Source organism: Pseudomonas sp. S5D5 (genome assembly GCF_003013355.1).
GTDB classification, from domain to species: Bacteria; Pseudomonadota; Gammaproteobacteria; order Pseudomonadales; family Pseudomonadaceae; genus Aquipseudomonas; species Aquipseudomonas aylmerensis.
In genome coordinates this window covers 3611441-3630726 of sequence record NZ_PTEO01000001.1, presented here as the reverse complement: position 1 = coordinate 3630726, position 19286 = coordinate 3611441, and the positions used below count along the sequence as shown (strand labels likewise).

General features: G+C 63.9%; 16 protein-coding genes. 9 read left to right on the top strand and 7 right to left on the bottom strand.

Annotation, left to right across the window (positions count from 1 at the left end; genetic code table 11):
- Positions 1-97: 97 nt before the first annotated feature.
- Complete coding sequence (locus tag C9990_RS16675) at positions 98-1315, top strand: hypothetical protein (protein WP_106803992.1); 1218 nt, start codon at positions 98-100, stop codon at positions 1313-1315.
- On the opposite strand, the gene C9990_RS16670 is transcribed toward C9990_RS16675, so the two are convergent.
- The 6 genes from C9990_RS16670 to C9990_RS16645 all read right to left on the bottom strand — a co-directional run bounded on the left by C9990_RS16670 (position 1316) and on the right by C9990_RS16645 (position 9864).
- Positions 1316-2938 (bottom strand): ABC transporter ATP-binding protein, encoded by a 1623-nt coding sequence (locus C9990_RS16670; protein WP_106803991.1) that lies wholly within the window; start codon positions 2936-2938, stop codon positions 1316-1318.
- Positions 2935-3831, bottom strand: coding sequence for an ABC transporter permease (locus C9990_RS16665; RefSeq protein WP_106803990.1), 897 nt, complete (start codon positions 3829-3831; stop codon positions 2935-2937). The genes C9990_RS16670 and C9990_RS16665 overlap by 4 nt, the downstream gene beginning before the upstream one ends.
- Before the next feature lie 3 nt (positions 3832-3834).
- A complete protein-coding gene (locus C9990_RS16660) occupies positions 3835-4785 on the bottom strand; it encodes an ABC transporter permease (RefSeq protein WP_065905052.1) in 951 nt (316 codons plus the stop codon).
- Complete coding sequence (locus C9990_RS16655) at positions 4782-6392, bottom strand: ABC transporter substrate-binding protein (protein ID WP_106805674.1); 1611 nt, start codon at positions 6390-6392, stop codon at positions 4782-4784. Before C9990_RS16655 ends, C9990_RS16660 begins: the two co-directional genes overlap by 4 nt.
- Positions 6393-6454: 62 nt before the next feature.
- Positions 6455-8887, bottom strand: coding sequence for a TonB-dependent siderophore receptor (locus C9990_RS16650; protein ID WP_106803989.1), 2433 nt, complete (start codon positions 8885-8887; stop codon positions 6455-6457).
- 197 nt (positions 8888-9084) lie between these two features.
- Positions 9085-9864 carry a carboxymuconolactone decarboxylase family protein gene (locus C9990_RS16645; protein WP_106803988.1) on the bottom strand — a complete coding sequence of 260 codons (780 nt, stop codon included), beginning with the start codon at positions 9862-9864 and terminating at the stop codon, positions 9085-9087.
- Between the two features lie 163 nt (positions 9865-10027).
- Between C9990_RS16645 and C9990_RS16640 the strand changes: the two genes are divergently transcribed.
- Both C9990_RS16640 and C9990_RS16635 read left to right on the top strand, forming a co-directional pair.
- A complete protein-coding gene (locus C9990_RS16640) occupies positions 10028-10921 on the top strand; it encodes a LysR family transcriptional regulator (protein WP_106803987.1) in 894 nt (297 codons plus the stop codon).
- 106 nt (positions 10922-11027) lie between these two features.
- Positions 11028-12038 carry an aldo/keto reductase gene (locus C9990_RS16635; RefSeq protein ID WP_106803986.1) on the top strand — a complete coding sequence of 337 codons (1011 nt, stop codon included), beginning with the start codon at positions 11028-11030 and terminating at the stop codon, positions 12036-12038.
- Between the two features lie 11 nt (positions 12039-12049).
- Here the strand turns inward: C9990_RS16635 and C9990_RS16630 are convergent, their stop codons facing one another.
- The gene (locus C9990_RS16630; protein ID WP_106803985.1) at positions 12050-12871 is read right to left on the bottom strand and encodes an SDR family oxidoreductase; all 822 of its coding nucleotides are present in this window, start codon (positions 12869-12871) and stop codon (positions 12050-12052) included.
- A gap of 264 nt (positions 12872-13135) precedes the next feature.
- On the opposite strand from C9990_RS16630, the gene C9990_RS16625 reads away from it, so the two are divergent.
- From C9990_RS16625 to C9990_RS16600, 6 genes are all read left to right on the top strand, one after another.
- A complete protein-coding gene (locus C9990_RS16625) occupies positions 13136-14083 on the top strand; it encodes an AraC family transcriptional regulator (protein ID WP_106803984.1) in 948 nt (315 codons plus the stop codon).
- A gap of 107 nt (positions 14084-14190) precedes the next feature.
- A complete protein-coding gene (locus C9990_RS16620; protein WP_065905065.1) occupies positions 14191-15564 on the top strand; it encodes a Rieske 2Fe-2S domain-containing protein in 1374 nt (457 codons plus the stop codon).
- Complete coding sequence (benB, locus tag C9990_RS16615; protein WP_106803983.1) at positions 15564-16052, top strand: benzoate 1,2-dioxygenase small subunit; 489 nt, start codon at positions 15564-15566, stop codon at positions 16050-16052. The genes C9990_RS16620 and benB overlap by 1 nt, the downstream gene beginning before the upstream one ends.
- Positions 16053-16062: 10 nt before the next feature.
- Positions 16063-17085: a benzoate 1,2-dioxygenase electron transfer component BenC gene (gene benC / locus C9990_RS16610; RefSeq protein ID WP_106803982.1), complete on the top strand. Its 1023-nt coding sequence runs from the start codon at positions 16063-16065 to the stop codon at positions 17083-17085.
- A 10-nt stretch (positions 17086-17095) separates the two neighbouring features.
- Positions 17096-17857, top strand: a complete 762-nt coding sequence (locus C9990_RS16605; protein ID WP_065905068.1) for a 1,6-dihydroxycyclohexa-2,4-diene-1-carboxylate dehydrogenase — start codon at positions 17096-17098, stop codon at positions 17855-17857.
- A 69-nt stretch (positions 17858-17926) separates the two neighbouring features.
- Positions 17927-19261, top strand: a complete 1335-nt coding sequence (locus C9990_RS16600) for an MFS transporter (RefSeq protein WP_065905069.1) — start codon at positions 17927-17929, stop codon at positions 19259-19261.
- The last annotated feature ends 25 nt before the right edge of the window (positions 19262-19286 follow it).

Below are 19286 nucleotides of genomic sequence, written 5' to 3'. Positions count from 1 at the left end.
CGGCCCACGGCAAGGACGCCAGGTCGAGACTGTTTGCGGTGCAGCGCTTTGTGGATTAAAACAGCCCCCCCGGGATGGTTTACTTCAAGGAGATCTGATGTCCGCAGCGACCGCGTCAACGTTCCAGGTATTTTTTCGCAGAGGGTTCAAGCACCTGCTTGAGCACTGGACACCGTTTACGGTGACGGTGATTTTTCTGGGCACAGGCTTTGGCATGCTCAGCCTTTACATCTACACCAAGGCCATTGGCCGCGCGGATATTTTCATGTCCACGCTGGATGCCAAGTCGGCTCTGCTGGTGTGGGTGCTCGTCGTGATGTTCATGATGACCCTGCAGTTGGCGGTGCTGATGGTGTCGGCGTGGTTGTATGGCATGTCGGTTTCATTGCTTTATAGCCGCCGCGACAGCACCCGATGCATTGCGTTGTGCCTGTTGGTGCCGTTGGTGGTCGGGTTCTCCACGTTCATGGCGTTGGCGTTTTACTGGAACGAAGACGTCGGCGCCGGGCAGGCCCTGCTGATTGTTTCGGGCATGACATTGCTGGCGCTGTTCGGCCTGAATCGGATCAGGCGGGTGCGGGTGCTGATCGCGCAAGGGGCGCCCCGTGGCCATCGGAAGTGGGTGTACGTCCCCCTTGCCATCATGCTGCTGTTTACCGTGGTCTCCGGGACATTGCCGACACTGTTGATCCTGGACAGCTATGTCGGCCAGGACGATGCCGCGGCGGTCAGGTTTGTCGCGCTGTTCTCGATTGGTTCCTTTGTGTTCAGCCTGATCCCGGCGCTATTGTTTTTCGTGGTCAAGGGCAGCCTGTTGCGCCGGGTGTCCACAGTGGCCGCATCGGTAGTGATGTTCTTCGTCCTGTTCCTGCTGTCCGCGCGCGGGCCGATGTCGAGCATTACTTACATCGTCGCGGGCACGTTGGAAATCCGCCAGAACCATGCCGCCCGTTTCATCCTGGAGGACCAGGTCAAACTGGGCGATCTGGATTCACTGCAATGGCACACACACCTGCGCGACGACGCACGCGTGCAGGTGGACGCTTACCAGCTGTTTGCATTCGGCGACCTGTTGCTGATTTGCCCGGTGGCTGTGCACGCGGCCAAACTTCATGAACTGCCGCGCTACACCAGACTTTGCTGGTTCACCCGCGCCAGCCGGGTCCATCGCATGCCGCCGCAGATGAGCCTGCATGCGCCGCCGACGGCAAGGTCGATCTGGGCCGGCAAGGCGGCGCAATTCGTCGACTGGCAGCGGGTGCGGATCAACCTCACACCCAGGGTCAGTTTGCTGCGTGCGGGGTCAGGCGGCTGATCACGCCGCCGTCGCCGTGACCTGCCGCCCTGGGATGGCGGCAATCAATTCACGCGTGTAGTCACTGGCCGGCGTGTTGAAAATCTGCTCCACCGAGCCTTGTTCAATCACCCGGCCGTTGCGCAACACCAGCACCTGATGGGCAAAGTTGGCCACCACCGACAGGTCATGGGACACCAGCACGTAGGCAATGCCCATCTCCCGCTGCAGCTCTTCGAGCAGGTCGAGGATATGCGCCTGCACCGACACATCCAGCGCGCTGACCGGCTCATCCAGCAGCAACAGGTCGGGTTTCAGCGCCAACGACCGGGCAATGGCCACCCGCTGGCACTGGCCGCCGGATAGCTCGCGGGGCAGGCGGTCCAGGTAACTGACCGGCAGGTGCACACGGCTGATCAACTCGCGCGCGGCCTGTTCCAGGGCGGGGCCCTTGAGCAGACCGAACGACACCAGCGGCTCGACGATGCTGTCGAACACGGTGAAGCGCGGGTCCAGCGCGGCGAACGGGTTTTGTTGCACCAGCTGCAGGCGCTGGCGCAGCGGGCGGAAGTCGCGCCAACTGAGGTCGGTCACGTCCTGTTGCTCGAACCAGACCCGGCCACGGCTGGGCTTCTCCAGCCCCAGGGCGATGCGCAGCGCGGTGCTCTTGCCCGAGCCCGACTCACCGACGATGGCCAGGGTTTGTCCGGGGTAGACCTGCAGGCTCAGGTCTTCCAGCGCTACAAACGCTGGGTCTTCACCCTTGACCTTGGGCAGCACGAACGTCTTGCCGACGTTTTGCAGGCGCAGGATCGGCTGCCGGGTGGGATCAATATGGATAGGCGGCTCACGGCGCCTGGCGAACGCCGGCGCTGCGGCGATCAGCGCGCGGGTGTAGTCGTGCTGGGGGGCGACGAGGATCTGCCGGGGTGGGCCTTGCTCGACCACTTCGCCTTGTTGCATCACCAGGATGCGGTCGGCGCGGTCAAGCGCCACGCCCAGGTCATGGGTGATGATCAGCAGCGAAATCCCGCGCTCACTGACCAGGCGCTGCAAGTGGTCGAGGATTTTGCGCTGCACGGTGACGTCGAGGGCGCTGGTCGGCTCGTCGGCGATGATCAGCCGCGGGTTGCCGGCCAGGGCGATGGCGATCAGCACGCGCTGGCGCATGCCGCCGGAAAGCTCATGGGGATACTGGCGTGCGCGCAGCACCGGCTTGTCGATACCGACCTGTTGCAGCAACTCGACGATGTCGGCGTCAACCCCGGGGTAGCGCTTGCCCTTGGCCAACACCAGCGCTTCGCCGATCTGCTGGCCGACGCGCAGGGTCGGGTTGAGGCTGACCATCGGGTCCTGGGGCACCAGGCCGATGGTACGTCCGCGCAGGTGGCGTTTCTGGCGTTCGTTGGCGTGGGTGAAGTCGGTGCCGTCGATCCACAGTTCGCCGGCGCTGATCTGCGCGTTGTCCGGCAACAGGCCGAGGATTGCATTGGCCAGGGTGGTCTTGCCCGAGCCGGACTCGCCGACAATCGCCAGTGTCTCGCCCTGGGCGAGGCTCAGCGACAGGCGATTGACCGCCGTCTGGCCGTGTCGGTAGCTGACACTCAGTTGGCGCACATCGACTAACGGGTGAAGGGCGCTCATCGCTGGATCTCCTCGAAGGTGCGGGCGATATGGTTAAGGCTGAACACCACCGCGACCAGGAACAGGCCGGGCAGCAGCGAGACCCACGGTGCGGTGATCAGGAAGTGCCGGCCGTTGGCGATCAGCGTGCCCCATTCCGCCGCAGGTGGTGCGGCGCCGAAACCGAGAAAGCTCAAGCCGGCGGTGGCCAGGATGGCCGCGCCGAAATCCAGGGTGGCCAACACTGCCACCGGGCCCCAGGCGTTGGGCAGGATGTGCCGCAGCAAGGTCCGTCGCCAACTGGCGCCGCCCAGGCGTGCGGCTTCGACGTAGGGCAGGGTCTTGACTCGCAACACCTCGGCGCGGGTCGTACGGGCGAAGCCGGGGATAATCCCCACGCCCACCGCGATGGCCACCGGCACCGTGCCGAAGCCGATCGCAGTGACGATCGCCAACGCCAGCAACAGCCCCGGCAGGGCCAGCAGTACGTCGACAAAGCGCATGATCACTGCGTCGATGCGGCCACCGGCAAAGCCGGAGACAATCCCCAGGCCCAGCCCGCCCAGCAACGCGATCCCTACCGCGAGGAAGGCCGCCAGCACCGACAGGCTGGAGCCGTAGACCACGCGGGTATACAGGTCGCGCCCCAGCTCATCGGTGCCGAACCAGTGCGTCGGGTTCGGCGCGCTGAGCTTGACCGCCGGCGCGGTGGCGTAAGGGTCGAAGTGGGTCAGCCAGTGCGGCGCGACGGCCGCGACCAGGGCGAACAGCACGATCAGCACCGCCAGGCTGAAACCCGGCCGGCGCAACAACGGCAACACGCTGGCTTGCGCACGCTGCAGGCGGCTGCGCCGACGCCATACGGGGCTGGCCGCGAGGGTTTTGTGGCCAAGATTCTGCTCGAGGATGGTCATGGTCTACGACACCTTTGGCGTGTGGGAGATTCGCGGGTCAAGCCAGGGGTAGAGCAGGTCGACCAACAGGTTGACCAGTACAAACGCCGCCGCCGAGACGGCGACAATCGCCAGCACCACCGGAATGTCCTGGCGCAGCACGGCTTCCTGGGCCAGGCGGCCGATGCCTGAGCGCGCGAAGATGGTTTCCACCAGCACCGCACCGGACACCGTGTTGCCCACCTGCAGGCCGATCAGGGTGAGGATCGGCAGCGCGGCGTTCTTGAATCCGTGCCGTGCCTGCACCTGGCCACGGGTGAGGCCCTTGGCGTAGGCGGTGACGATGTACGACTGTTGCCACACCCCTTGGAAACTGCGCTGCAGCACCTGGGCGTACACCGCCGCACTCGGAATCGCCAGGGTGATCGCCGGCAGCACCAGGCTTTCAACGCCCCGGCTGCCGGTGGCGGGGAACCAGCCCAGGCCGAACGCGAACACCTGGATCAGCAGCAGGCCCATCCAGAACACCGGCACCGAGAAACCCAGGGACGGCAGGCGCGCCAGGGCTTTTTTCAACGGCGCCCACCGGATGTAGGCGGTCAGGTAGGCCAGGCCCACCCCGCCGATCAGCGACAGCACAATCGCCAGGCCGGCCAGGGACAGCGTCTGCGGCAGGCGCTCGGCAAGCAACTCGGCTACCGGGCGGTTAAGCGAAAGGGATTGGCCGAAATCGCCGCGCAGCGCGCCCAGCAGCAGGTCGAAATATTGCTCGAACACGCCCTTGTCGAGCCCGTAGTAGGCGCGCGCCTTGGCCAGGTCCGCCACCGACAGCGAATCGGCTTCCATGCCCGAGGCGCTGAGCATGATCGACAGGGTGTCACCCGGCAGCAGGTACAAAATGAAATAGGTGATGCTGTAGGCCCCCCACAGCACCAGCAGGGCCTGGCCGACGCGGCCGATCAGGTAGCGGCTCATGGCGTGCCGACCTCGATATCACCCAGCAGCGCGAAGCCCTCGGCGGTCCAGCGGAAGTTCTTCACCTTGGCCGAGGTCGCCGCTTGCCACACGCGTTCATACACCGGGAACGCCGAGCTTTGATCAATCAGCAAGTCCTGCAGGTCACCGTAGGCCGTGGCGCGTTGTGGGCCTTGGGTCGCGGTGATGCCGGCATCGAACAGGCCCTTGGCCTTTTCCAGGATCGCCGGTTCATAGGTGTTGGTGGCCACGGTCGAGCTGTTGGCGCTGCGCGGGTCGAGGATGGTTTGCAGGATGATCGGGTCGGCGCGGGTCATGTAGTTGATCGTCAGGTCATAGTTGCCTGCGGAGTTGTTGGCGACCCATTCGGCGCGGGTGACCACGCTGAGTTTCAACTCGATGCCGACCTTGCGCAGTTGATCCTGGATCAGCACGTCACCGGCGGTTTCGGCCGGGCTGATGTTGTAGCTCAGGGTCAGGCGCTTGCCGTTTTTCTGCCGGTAGCCATCGGCGCCTTTGGCCCAGCCGGCTTGGTCCAGCAGTTGCTCGGCGCCCTGCGGGTCGTAGGCCAGCTTGTTGCCCTGGCTTTTGAAGTAGGGCGTGGTCACATCGAAAATGCCGTCGACCACCGGGAATTCGGCGTTGTAGACCGTGCTCGCGTAGCTCTTGCGGTCCAGGGACTTCTGCACGGCCAGGCGCACGTGCTGGTCCGCGAGGATGCGCTCGCCACGGGTGTTGGGATACAGGTTCAGCGCCGGGCCCGGCAGGGAACGGCTCTGGATGGTCGCGCCCTTGGACTGGAACAGCTTCAGGTCGACTTCCGAGAACGGATTGCGCGGCCACAGGATATCGGCCTTGCCCTGCAGGAACAGGCCGTTGCGCACGCTCTCTTCGGGGATGTAGCTGATGTCCACGGTCTCCAGGTGCGCCTCGCCGGGGTTTTTCATATTGGCCGACGGCCACGCGTAGCCCTTGCGCTTGGTCAGGTGCGCGCCGACTTCGGGCGTGTAGCTGGCGAGCACGAACGGCCCGGTGCCGATGATTTTGCCCAGGGAGCGCTCCTTGGCCGTCAGCGCGTAGGAGGCGGGCGCGAGGATCGCCAGGTTAGTGGTGGACGTCGCTTGCAGGAACCCTGCGTTGGGTTTGGCGAGCACCAGCTTGACAGTGAAGTCATCGACCACTTCGGCGTGATCGAACCCGGCGAGGTAGGTGGCGCCGAAGGTGGCCGGCAGCTCGGTGGCCAGCGCCTTGTCGCTGTCGAATGCGGTTTTCACCGCCTTGGCATCGAAGCGCTCGCCGTTGCTGAAGGTCACGTCATTGCGCAGGTGGAAGGTGTAGGTCAGCGCGTCGTCACTGATCTCCCAGCTTTTGGCCAGCCAGGGGATGATCTTGCCGGTTTCCGGATCCTGGTCGGTGAGGGACTCGGCGACATTGCGCAGCAGCACGCGGTGTTCCAGCCAGTAGACCTGGAATGGATCGACGCTGACCAGGGTGGTGTTATCGCCGAAGAACGCGATGTTCAGGGTTTTGCCCGCCTGGGTGTCATTCCCGGGCGAGCAGGCGGCGAGGCTCAGCGCCAGGGCGCACGGGGCCAGCAGACGGCTCATCAAGTTGGAGGTATTCAATGGGTTGCCCTCATGTGGCGATGCGTGTGCGTGCAAGGTGTGGATCAGAAGTCGTAGGCGAGCTTGGTGTACCAGTAGCCGCCGCCGGGGTAGAACGGCGGGTTGCCGTAGGGCGCCAGGCCCAGGTTGCTGTAGACGGCATGCTTGTCCGGGCGCACGTCGAAGATATTGGTGCCGCCGATGCTGACGGTGATGCTGTCGACGAAGGTGTAGCTGACGTCGAGGTCGGTGATCCATTTGGCGCCAAAGCTGCGGTCGCCGGAGGGGTTGACTGCCAGGGTCTTGACCGCGCCATAGCGGGCGGTTTGCAGGTTGACCGCGAGGTCGTCGACCTTCCAGTTGGCGCCCAGGATCCACTTGGTCTTGGGCGTGGCATCGGTGAGGTCGCCCTGGCGATCACGGCCGACCAGGGTCACGCCGGAATTGGCCAGCGCCGCCGGCGTGTCCGGGGTGCCTTCGATGGTGGTCTTGTTCCAGTTGAAGCCCAGGCTCCAGCGCACGTCGCCCCAGGCATCCAGCGGCGTGGTGTGGTCCGCCACCACATCCAGGCCTTTGGTGCGGGTATCGAACGCGTTGGTGTAATAGTTGACCCAGGTGCCGGTGGGCACACCCTGTGCGGCGAGGATCGCGTTGATCGCGCCGTTGCCACGGTCGTAGATGTTGCTGGTCAGTGCGATGCGGTCATCGATGTCGATCAGGTAGGCGTCGGCGGTAATGCTGGTGCGCGGCGCCGGTTGCCAGGTCAGGCCGAGGCCGAGGTTGCGCGATTTTTCCGGCTTGAGATCATCGCCCCCCAGCGCCTTGGCCAGGTTGCTGCCGGACGGCGTCAGGCGCGTCACGGCGGGCACCACGTTGCCGTTCACATCGGTCGCCACGCGGTTGTCGGCCACGGTATAGCCGATCTGCGTCAGCGACGGCGCGCGGAAACCGGTGCCAACCGTGCCGCGTACCGCCACGGTGTCGGTCAGTTCGTAGCGTGAGTTGAGCTTCAGGCCGAAGGTGTTGCCCGAGTCATCGTCGTAGTGCTCGACCCGACCGGCGAGGTCGAGGAACCAGCGCTCGGTCAGGTCAAAACCCAGGTCCAGGTAGCCGGCGTAGTTGTTGCGGATCAGGCTGACTTCATCTTCAGGACGGATCGTCACCGCCGCCTGCGCGCCAGAGGCCGCCGGGTAAGTCCCGGTGATGTAGGCTTCGCGGTCGCCGGCAAAGGTACTGAAATGCTCCCAGCGGTGTTCCAGGCCGGCCGAGACTTGCACCGGCGACGTCAGGTTGAACAGGCTGTCATAGCGGCGCGTGAAGTCGAGGTTGTTGACCCATTGCTCGAAGCGGAAGGTGGCAAGGTTGTCGAATTTGGTCGGCGAGGCGGTGCCCAGTGACGGGTTGATATTGAGGTCGCTGGAATGGTGGACGTTGTTGCGCCCGTAGGTGGTGCTCAGGTCCCAGTTCCAGTCGGCCACCTGGCCCTTGCCGCCGAACAGCAGCTGGTAGTCACGGTCCTTGATGTTGTTGAGTGGGAAATAACCGTCGGGGAACACCTCGGGCACGGCGGCCGTGCCGGTTGGCAGGCGGAAATAGTTGGCAGCCTCGGCATCGCGCTCGCCGTAGGTGGAGAACGAATACAGGGTCAGGTCTTCGAGTGGCAACTCGGCGTTGTAGGCGAGGTTGAAGGCCTTGAGATCGGGGTCGCCGTTCTTGATCGCCACGCGATCCCACGCCGCTTCTTTTGCCGGGTCGGCAAATGCGCGCACGCTGTTGTCGGCCTTGTCGTTCCATGAGGCTTCACCGCGTTTGCGCGCATCTGCCGAGAAGTGGAAAAACCCGCCATCACCAAGCTTGAAGCCTTGGTCGCCGGCGACCTTGATAGTTTCGCCCTGGCCCGAATACAGCTGCCCGTAACTGGTTTCCAGGTGCCCACCGTTGTTGGTGGACTTGAGGATGATATTGATCACGCCGGCTACCGCGTCCGAGCCGTACTGCGCGGCAGCGCTGTCTTTGAGTACTTCGATATGGTCCACCGCGCTGACCGGGATCAGGTCGATGTCCACCGCATTCGCGCCGCTGTTGTCGATCGAACCGCGCTGGCCGGTGGCACCGTTGTGCCGGCGTTTACCGTTGACCAGCACCAGCGTGTAGGCCGGGCCGAGGCTGCGGTTGCTCAGGGGGCGCGTCACCGAATTGTAGCCGGCGATATTGGTGCCGAAGTTGAACGACGGCAGCAGCTTGGCGATGGCCTCGGACAACTCGGCGCGGCCGGTCTTGAGCAACTGGTCGCTGTTGATCACATCAATCGGCGCCGGGCTGTCGGCCACGGTGCGCTCCTGGCCGCGCAGGCCGGTGGAGATCACCGTGACGGTACCGAGCTTGGCATCCTCCTTGGTGGTGTCGGCGAAGGAGGGCGCGGTGGCCAGCAGCAGGGAGCTGGTCACCAATGACCAATGGAGTTTTTTCAGCGGTTTAGGGAATTGAATATCTGGCATATCGAGAAGGATCCATTCAGCCTGCGAGAGGCTCCTGGTGGTCGGGGTACGTCCTCCGCCAGGCATGGGGTCGGTCTGTGATACGAAGATATTCCTATAAAAAACCTGAGTGAAAGTCTTTTTTGGAATAAGCTAATTATTAGACATTGTTATTTTATGAATTAATAAGATCATCTATTTTTATTATGTCGTGTGCATCAACCTTGTCCGCGGGCGGCGAAGACCTCCTTGAGCACCGGCACCGCCGACATCGCCTTCGGCCAGCCCACGTAGAACGCCAGGTGCGTCACCCCCTCGGCGGCCTGGGCCTGGCTCAGGCCGTTGTCCAGCGCGCGGTTGAGGTGGAAGGGCAGTTGCGCCGCCTGGCCCTGGGCGATCAACGCGGCGACGGTGACCAGGCTGCGGTCGCGAGCGCTGAGAGTGCTTTGGCGCCACAGGTCAGCGAACAACACTTCATTGGTGTAGCGCGCCAGTTGCGGGGTCACACCGCCGACACCGGCGTCCACAGCGGCACGGCGCTTGGCTTCACTGTCGGGGTCCAGCGTCAGCACGGCGCCTGCCGGTGGCGAGATCTGCTCGTCCGGGATGTTTCGTTCGATGAACACCTGCTTGGCGATTGCGGCTGCGGACATCGCGTTCGGCCAGCCTGAATAGAACGCGAGATGCGTGATCAGCGCGCTGATCTCGCTGGGGGTGAGGCCATTGTCGAGGCCCAGCTTGAGGTGGTCCGCGAGTGCCGACACCTGTCCGTTGGCGATCAGCGCCGACACGGTGATCAGGCTGCGATCACGCGGGGCCAGTTCGGTACGTTTCCACACCTCACCGAATAACAGCTCGGTGGTGTAGGCATACAGTTGCGGCGTGACTTCCAGCACCGCAGAGGAGGGCTTTGGGTCCGGACGCGGCCGGGCTTGATCGGCATCTACGACAGCCGCGCAGAGCAGGGTGGCGAAGGTGGTGGCGGTCAACAGTTTCATCGGGCGCTCCTTAAGCAGGTGAGCCCCATGGTAGGCAGCTGGCTTGCATTGATTAAGCCGCATAACCGGCATGCGCTTATGAGTCCGGCTCATCAATTCATCGCGAGGTCGGATTGATCTGCGATACGCTGCACCGTCATCACCCTATGAATGAGGTTCATCAATGGCACGCGAAGGCTACGGCGACCTGTTGGCTTTTGTGGCGGTCGCGCGTGAACGCAGCTTCACCCGTGCGGCCGCTCAGCTGGGCGTTTCGCAATCAGCCCTGAGTCATACCGTGCGGGCGCTCGAAGCCCGACTGGGCGTGCGCCTGCTGACGCGAACGACCCGCAGCGTGGCGCCGACCGAGGCCGGCGAGCAGCTGTACAACAAGCTGGCGCCACGCTTTGACGAGATCGAGTCGGACCTGGCCGAAGTCCTCGAACTGCGCGATTCGCCGCGCGGCACGGTGCGTATCTCGGCCACCGACTACGCAGCGAATGCGCTGCTGTGGCCGCGCCTGTCAGCGTTCATGCCGCGCTATCCCGACATCAAGGTCGAAATCATCACCGACTATGGCCTGACCGATATCGTCGCCGAGCGCTATGACATTGGCGTGCGCCTGGGCAACCAGGTGGCCCAGGACATGATCGCCGTGCGTATCGGCCCCGACCTGCGCATGGCCATGGTCGCGTCGCCGGCCTACCTGCAAGCCCACCCGGCGCCGCAGGCCCCGGACGAGCTGGCCGCGCACAACTGCATCAACCTGCGCCTGCCGACCCACGGCGGCTGCTATGCATGGGAGTTGGCCAACGGCGACCGCGAAGTGCAGGTGCGGGTGCAGGGCCAACTGACGTTCAACGGCACCTACCCGATGCTGGCGGCGGCGCTGGACGGCTGCGGCGTGGCGTACCTGCCCGAAGACCTGGCCAAAGAGCACGTGGCGGCGGATCGCCTGTGCTGGGTGCTTGAAGAATGGTTTCCGACTTTTCCCGGCCTGCACATCTACTACCCGAGTCGACGCCAATCTTCGCGGGCGTTGAGCCTGGTGGTGGAGGCGCTGCGCTATAACACTTGATCACTCATGAGGCAGGCTCATGGCCGTATCCTTCCTCAGCGCCTTAATCATCAATGCGCATTGGCCTAGGATCCGTCTACGTTTCCAACGCCGTTGAGGGTGAGCCATGAATTACCGTTACCTGGGCCGCAGTGCCTTGAAAGTGTCGCCCCTGTGCCTGGGGGCCATGATGTTCGGCGGCGAGGCCGATGAAGCCAGCGCCAAACGCATCATCGACAAAGCCGGCGCCGCTGGCGTCAACTTTATCGATACCGCCGATGCCTATCACGCCGGGCGCTCCGAAACCGTGGTCGGCCGCGCCATTGCCGCCCAGCGTGACCAATGGGTGGTGGCAACCAAGTTCGGTTATCCGGCGTCGGCCGAGGCCGGCCCGAACCAGCAGGGCCAGTCGCGCAAATGGATCATGCAGGCGGTCGACGCCAGCCTGCAACGCCTCGGCAGCGACTACATCGACATCGTGTATTTCCACCGCACCTTGAGCGATGCGCCACTGGAAGAGGGCCTGCGCGCCATCGACGACCTGATTCGCCAAGGCAAGATCCGCTATTACGGGGTGTCGAATTTTCACGGCTGGAAAATCGCCGAGATGGTGCGCATCGCCGACGCGCTGGGCATCCAGCGCCCGACCGTCAGCCAGCCGCTGTACAACATCGTCAACCGTGTCGCCGAGGTCGAGCAGTTGCCGGTGGCGGGCCACTACGGCATTGGTGTTGTGCCCTACAGCCCGCTGGCCCGTGGCGTGCTCAGCGGCAAATACGCGGTGGACGCGCCGCCACCGGCGGACACCCGCGCCGGGCGCGGTGACAAACGGATCCAGCAGACCGAATGGCGCCCCGAGTCGTTGAAGATCGCCAAGGCCATTGCCGAGCATGCGGCAGCGCGGGGTACCACTTCGGTGGCTTTCGCGATTGCCTGGGTCTTGAAGAACCGCTTGATCAGCGCGGCGATCGCCGGCCCGCGCACCGAAGCGCAGTGGGACAGCTACCTGGAGGCGCTGGGCCTGGAACTGGGGCCGGAGGACGAAGCGCTGGTCGACAGCCTGGTCGTGCCCGGCCATGCCTCGACCCATGGCTTTACTGATCCGGGTTACCCGGTGGAAGGGCGCAAGGTCAGCTAGACCGCGCGGTATCACTGGTCATTGCCGTACCAGTAGTGCGCGGTGACCCCGCCGTCCATGAGGAAGTCGCTGCCTGTGATGAAGGTGCCTTCCGGGCCCATCAACAAGGCCGCGACGGCCGCGACTTCATCGGGTGTTCCGCCGCGCTTGGCGGCGCTGGATTCGATCATGCGACGGTAACCATCCCCGCGTGGGCCGTTCAGCTCATCGCGGGCCAACGGGGTGAAGATAATGCCCGGGCTGATCGTGTTCACACGCGCACCGCGCTTGCCCCAGTGCACGGCCTGCGCTGCGACGCGCAGCGCGTTGCCACGCTTGGACAGCTGGTAGGCGTGCAGCGAGTCGGTCACTTGCGCAGGCTGCAACATCGGCAGGGCCAGCAACGCTTCAGTCGCGGTCAGCGCCAACGCCTTGTTCTGCTCGGCACTCAGCGCGGGCAGACGGTGCCCGGACTGCGAGGCGATGACGATGGCCGAACCGCCCTTGGCAATCACTTCGCCAAACAGCTCCAGCACCAGCGCCGTGCCGTACAGGTCGACCCGCAGGATGGTCGCCGGCGATGCCTGGGACGGTGACACACCGGCGGCATGGATCACCTTGGTGATCTCGCCAAGGCCGGCAGCCAGTGCGACGAGCGCTACGACCGACTCTCGCGACGCGACATCCACCTGGGCGGTGGTCACCTCGAAACCGGCATCACTCAAGACTTTTGCTGCCGCCTCGGCGGTGTCCTGGCGCAGGTCGGCAAGCACGACGTGCTGGCCGGCACTGACGCGCCGCGCGATGGCCTGGCCGATCGAGCCGGCGCCTATGACTACGGTGACTTCCTTCATGGGATTTCCTCAAAGCGGGGGTGCCCACTTTAGAGGCAGCAGCTCCTGATGATTAGTCGTGCAAAACCGCGAGGTCTCATGAGCTGATCTCATGAGTCGGCTAATAGGTATCAAGACGTTTCGCCGCCCGTGCGCCGGTGCGCGGGCTTATGCGTATTATCCGTCGACCATACCTGCAGGGTATTCATTCAGACCTTATCCATATTGGACGCTCGCAACACCTGGCGTCAGCCTGAGGCCAATAACTATAAAAGAGGCGCAACCATGACCGTGCTATTGAGTGAGCGCAGCCAGATTTTCCAGGGTGCCGACGCCTATGCGGTGTCGGACTACGTCAACCAGCATGTCGGCAGCCACTGCATTCGCCTGCCCCCCAAGGGCCGGCCGCAGGCGAGCATCAGCCACCGCACTTTTTCCAGCCTGGACCTGTGCCGCATCAGTTACGGCGCGCCGGTGCGGGTCACGTCGGTGGCGCTGGAAACCATCTACCACTTGCAGATCCTGCTGAGCGGGCATTGCCGCTCGCATTCGCGAGGCGTGGAGCATGTGTTCGGACCTGGCGAGATCCTGCTGATCAACCCGGATGATCCGGTGGACCTGACGTATTCCGCCGACTGCGAAAAATTCATCATCAAATTACCCGTACGCCTGCTCGAAAACGCTTGCCTGGAGCAGCAATGGGCGCTGCCGCAGCCGGGTATCCGCTTTGCGACCGCGCGCCATGCGCTCAGCGAAATGGGCGGGTTCCTGCCGTTGCTCGGGCTGATCTGTCACGAGGCGGAAAACGCTGCCGAACCGCATATGCAGAGCCTGTACGAGCGCATCGTGGCGACCAAGTTGCTGGCCCTGCTGGGCAGCAATGTACTGCGGGTGATCCCCCAGCCTGCATACGGTGGCGGCTTCGAAGCGGTGCGTGAGTTTGTCGAACAGCACCTCACCGACGACATCAGCCTCGAACAACTGATGGCAGTGGCCAAGGTCAGTGAGCGCTCGCTGTACAGCCTGTTCGAGCGCCAGGTCGGCCTGTCCCCGCGTGACTACGTACGGCGGCGCAAGCTTGAACGGGTGCATGCCCGCCTGCAGCTGAGCAGCGCGCGCAGCGTGACCGAGGTGGCGCTGGACCACGGTTTTACGCACCTGGGACGGTTCTCCGAGGCCTATCGCCAACGCTTTGGCGAGTTGCCCTCGCAGACCTGGAAGCGCCACCGCTGAGCGGCGCGCGCTCGGCGGATAGTGATCTGCAGAAAAGGGATATTGGACAACATGTCGGACACGTACGGTGAGGGCGCCTGATACAAGAACAACGGAGGGCTTGCCCCATGACCAGTACACTCGACCGACTCGCCCGACAACTGCGCGAGTCCGTGCAGGAAGATCCCGCCAACGGCGTGTTCCGCTGCCGCCGCGACATTTTTACCGACCCTGACCTGTTCGCCCTGGAGATGAAGCACATCTTCGAAGGCGGTTGGCTCTACCTGGCCCATGAGAGCCAGGTGCCCGAGATCAACGACTATTTCACCACCTGGATCGGGCGCCAGCCGGTGGTCATCACCCGTGACAAGCACGGCAGCCTGCATGGCCTGGTCAACGCCTGTGCGCATCGCGGCGCCATGTTGTGCCGGCGCAAGCAAGGCAACAAGGGCTCGTTCACGTGCCCGTTCCACGGCTGGACATTCAGCAATGCGGGCAAGCTGCTCAAGGTCAAGGACGCCAAGACCGGGGCCTACCCCGACAGCTTTGACTGTGACGGCTCGCATGACCTCAAGCGCCTGGCGCGGTTTGAAAACTACCGCGGCTTTCTGTTCGGCAGCCTCGGCGAGGACGTGCCTGAACTGAGCGACTACCTCGGCGAAACCCGCGTGATCATCGACCAGATGGTCGACCAGGCGCCCTTGGGCCTGGAGGTGCTGCGCGGCAGTTCGACGTATGTCTATGACGGCAACTGGAAACTGCAGATCGAGAACGGCGCCGACGGTTACCACGTCAGTTCGGTGCACTGGAATTACTCGGCGACCATGGGCCGGCGCAACTACGAGGCCGAGGGCACACGCACCGTCGACGCCAATGGCTGGTCGAAAAGCCTCGGCGGCGTCTACGCCTTCGATCACGGGCATATCCTGCTGTGGACACGCCTGCTCAACCCGGACGTGCGCCCGGTGCATGCCCATCGCGAGGCGCTGGCCGAACGCCTCGGCCAGGCGCGTGCCGACTTTATCGTCGACCAGACCCGCAACCTGTGCCTCTACCCGAATGTGTACCTGATGGACCAGTTCTCGACGCAGATCCGGGTGGTGCGGCCGCTCGCGGTGGACAAGACCGAAGTGACGATTTATTGCATGGCGCCCATCGGCGAAAGTGCCCAGGAGCGCGCCACGCGTATCCGCCAGTACGAAGATTTCTTCAACGTCAGCGGCATGGGCACACCGGACGACCTGGAGGAATTCCGCGCCTGCCAGACCGGCTACCAAGGCGCGAGCACCTTGTGGAACGACCTCAGCCGTGGCGCCAAGCAATGGGTCGAAGGCGCCGATGAAAACGCCAGGGCCATGGGCATGCACCCGCAACTCAGCGGGGTCAAAACCGAAGACGAAGGGTTGTTCGTGCGCCAGCACGCGCATTGGGCGGCGAGCCTGCAGCGCGCGATCGAACGTGAGCAGCAAGGCCTGATTGCCAGCGACCGGGAGGCGGTGTGATGAGCCTGTCCCGTGACCGCCTGCTCGACTTTCTCTACCGCGAAGCGCGCTTGCTCGATGACCGTCAGTGGGATGAATGGCTGGCATGCTATTCACCCAAGGCGGAGTTCTGGATGCCGGCCTGGGACGACCACGACACCCTCGTCGAAGACCCGCAACGCGAGATCTCGCTGATCTACTACCCCAGCCGTGACGGCCTCGAAGACCGCATCTTCCGGATCAAGACCGAGCGCTCCAGCGCCAGTACACCGGAACCGCGCACCGTGCACCTGCTCAGCAACCTCGAAGTGCTGGCCGACGACGGCGCCCAGGTGGAACTGCGCTTCAACTGGCACACCCTCAGCCATCGCTACAAGACCACCGACAGTTACTTCGGCACCTCGTTCTACCACCTCGATATCCGCGCCGAGCAGCCGCTGATCACACGCAAGAAAGTCGTGTTGAAAAACGACTACATCCACCAGGTCATCGACATCTACCACATCTGAGGACACCGCCATGACGTATGCCATTGCCCTGAACTTCGAAGATGGGGTCACTCGTTTCATCGACTGCAAGGCGGGTGAGAAGGTGCTCGATGCTGCCTTCCGCCAACGCATCAACCTGCCCATGGACTGCTCGGACGGCGTGTGCGGCACCTGTAAATGCCACTGCGAAACCGGCGCCTATGACTTGGGCGACGACTACATCGACGACGCCCTGAGCGAAGACGAGGCGCAGCAGCGCCAGGTGCTGACCTGCCAGATGGTGCCGCAGTCCGATTGCGTGATTGCCGTGCCGCTGCCGTCCAGCGCCTGCAAAACCGGCACCACCACATTTGCGGCGACGCTGACCGGCATTACCCGCCACGCCGATGCGGCGCTGGAGGTGCGTTTCGAACTGGACCAGGCCCCGGTGTTCCTGCCCGGCCAGTACGTGAACATCGGCGTGCCCGACAGCGGCCAGACGCGTGCGTATTCGTTCAGCAGCCGCCCCGGTGAGACCGGCGCGAGTTTTCTGATCAAGCACGTGCCGGGCGGCTTGATGAGCGGCTGGCTGCAGCGCGCGCAACCGGGCGACAGCGTGACCATGACCGGCCCGCTGGGCAGTTTCTACCTGCGCGAAGTGGCGCGGCCGTTGCTGTTGCTGGCCGGCGGCACCGGCCTGGCGCCGTTCCTGTCGATGCTCGAAGTGCTTGCGCAGCGCCAGGAAACCCGCCCGATCACGCTGATCTACGGGGTCACGCGCGACCAGGATCTCGTCATGGTCGAGGCACTGCAGGCGTTTGCCGCACGGCTGCCGAGCTTCAACTTCGTCACCTGCGTGGCCGACCCGCAGACCGCGCATCCACGCCAGGGCTATGTCACCCAACACATGGCCAGTGAAGTACTCAACGACGGTGATGTCGACGTGTACCTGTGCGGGCCGCCGCCGATGGTTGATGCCGTGCGCGAGCACTTCAAGACGAAGGGCGTGAACCCTGCGAGCTTCCACTACGAAAAATTCACCCCCAACGTCAGCGCCAGCTGCGATGCCGCCTGAGGACATACGCATGACTTCACGTTTCACTGACAAAGTCGCGCTGGTCACCGGCGCGGCCCAGGGCATTGGCCGCCGTGTTGCCGAGCGTTTGCTGGAGGAGGGCGCTTGGCTGGTGGCGGTGGATCGCTCGGAGCTCGTGCATGAGTTGCAGCATGAGCGCGCGCTGCTGCTCACCGCCGACCTCGAACAGCACGCCGAATGCGCGCGGGTGATGGCCGCCGCCAAGGCGCGGTTCGGACGCCTCGACATTCTCGTCAACAACGTCGGCGGGACCATCTGGGCCAAGCCGTTCGAGCACTACGCCGAGAGCGAAATCGAAGCCGAAGTGCGCCGTTCATTGTTCCCGACGCTGTGGTGCTGCCATTGCGTGCTGCCCTACATGTTGGCGCAGGGCAGCGGCGCCATCGTCAATGTGTCTTCGGTGGCCACCCGTGGGCTCAATCGCGTGCCGTACGGCGCGGCCAAGGGCGGGGTGAATGCACTGACTGCCTGCCTGGCCCTGGAAACCGCCGGCAGCGGCATCCGCGTCAATGCCACCGCGCCCGGCGGCACCGAGGCGCCGCCACGGCGTATCCCGCGCAACAGCCAGCCACAGAGCGAGCAGGAACGCCTGTGGTATCAGCAGATCGTTGACCAGACCCTCGACAGCAGCCCGATGAAGCGCTACGGCAGCATCGACGAACAGGCTGGCGCGATTCTGTTCCTGGCCTCCGACGAGGCGTCCTACATCACCGGCGTAACCCTGCCGGTAGGGGGTGGCGACCTCGGCTGACTGCCCGCTTTCACCTGCGTGTTCCACCTGCAGACATTGACTCACAACAACAATAAAGAGAGCACTGCCATGCGTACCCATGATGTTCATTCGATAATTGATAATGCCCCGTTCAACCGCTTTCACTGGCTGATCGTGAGCCTGTGCGCGGTGCTGTTGATCTTTGACGGCTATGACCTGTTTATCTACGGTGTGGTCCTGCCGTCGATCATGCGTGAGTGGGGGCTCACCCCCTTGCAGGCCGGCGCCCTGGGCAGCTATGCGCTGTTCGGCATGATGTTCGGCGCGTTGATCTTCGGCACCCTGGCGGACCGCTTCGGCCGCAAGAAAGGCATCGTGTTCTGCTTTGCGTTATTCAGCATCGCCACCGTGATCAACGGCTTCGCCAGCAGCCCGACCGAGTTCGGGATCTGCCGGTTTATCGCCGGGCTCGGTTGTGGCGGGTTGATGCCCAATGCCGCCGCGCTGATCAACGAATATGCACCGAAAAAAGTCCGCAGTACCTTGATGGCCTTCATGTTCAGCGGCTACTCCCTGGGCGGCATGCTCGCGGCCAGCGTGGGGATTTTCATGCTGCCGGCCTATGGCTGGTCGTCGATGTTTTTTGTCGCCGTCATCCCGCTGCTGTTGCTGCCGTTGGTGGTGTACTGGCTGCCGGAATCGATTGGTTTCCTGATCCGCCAGGGCCGCACGGACCAGGCACGGGCACTGCTCGCGCGGCTGTCGCCGGGCACGCCGATCAATGCCGACGACGAGTTGGTCATCGCGGACATCAAGGGCAAGGGCGCCTCGGTGGTGGAGTTGTTCCGCCACGGCCTGGCGGTGCGCACGGCAATGATCTGGACCGCGTTTTTCTGCTGCCTGCTGATGGTCTATGCATTGAGTTCATGGCTGCCCAAACTGATGGCCGGCGCCGGCTACAGCCTCGGGTCGAGCCTGTCGTTCCTGGTGGCGCTGAACCTGGGCGGCATGGCGGGCGCGTTGATCGGCGGGCGCCTGGGTGATCGCCTCAACCTGGTGACCGTGACCATCGGCTTCTTTATCGCCGGGGTGTTCTCGATCAGCCTGCTGGGCATCAACAGCCCGATGCCGGTGCTCTACCTGCTGATCTTCATCGCGGGCGCGACCACCATCGGCACGCAAATCCTGCTGTATGCCGGGGCGGCGCAATTGTATGGCTTGTCTATCCGCGCGACCGGCCTGGGCTGGGCGTCCGGCATCGGCCGCAATGGTGCCATCGTCGGCCCGCTGCTGGGCGGTGCGCTGATGGCGATTGAACTGCCGCTGCAGCTGAATTTCATGGCCTTCGCGATTCCCGGTGCCATCGCCGCATTGGCGATGACCGTCTTTGCCCTGAATGAGCGGCGCACCCGTGTCGTCTTGCCGACCGCCCAGGCGCTGTGACCTGCCGAACCGTCGATAACAACAA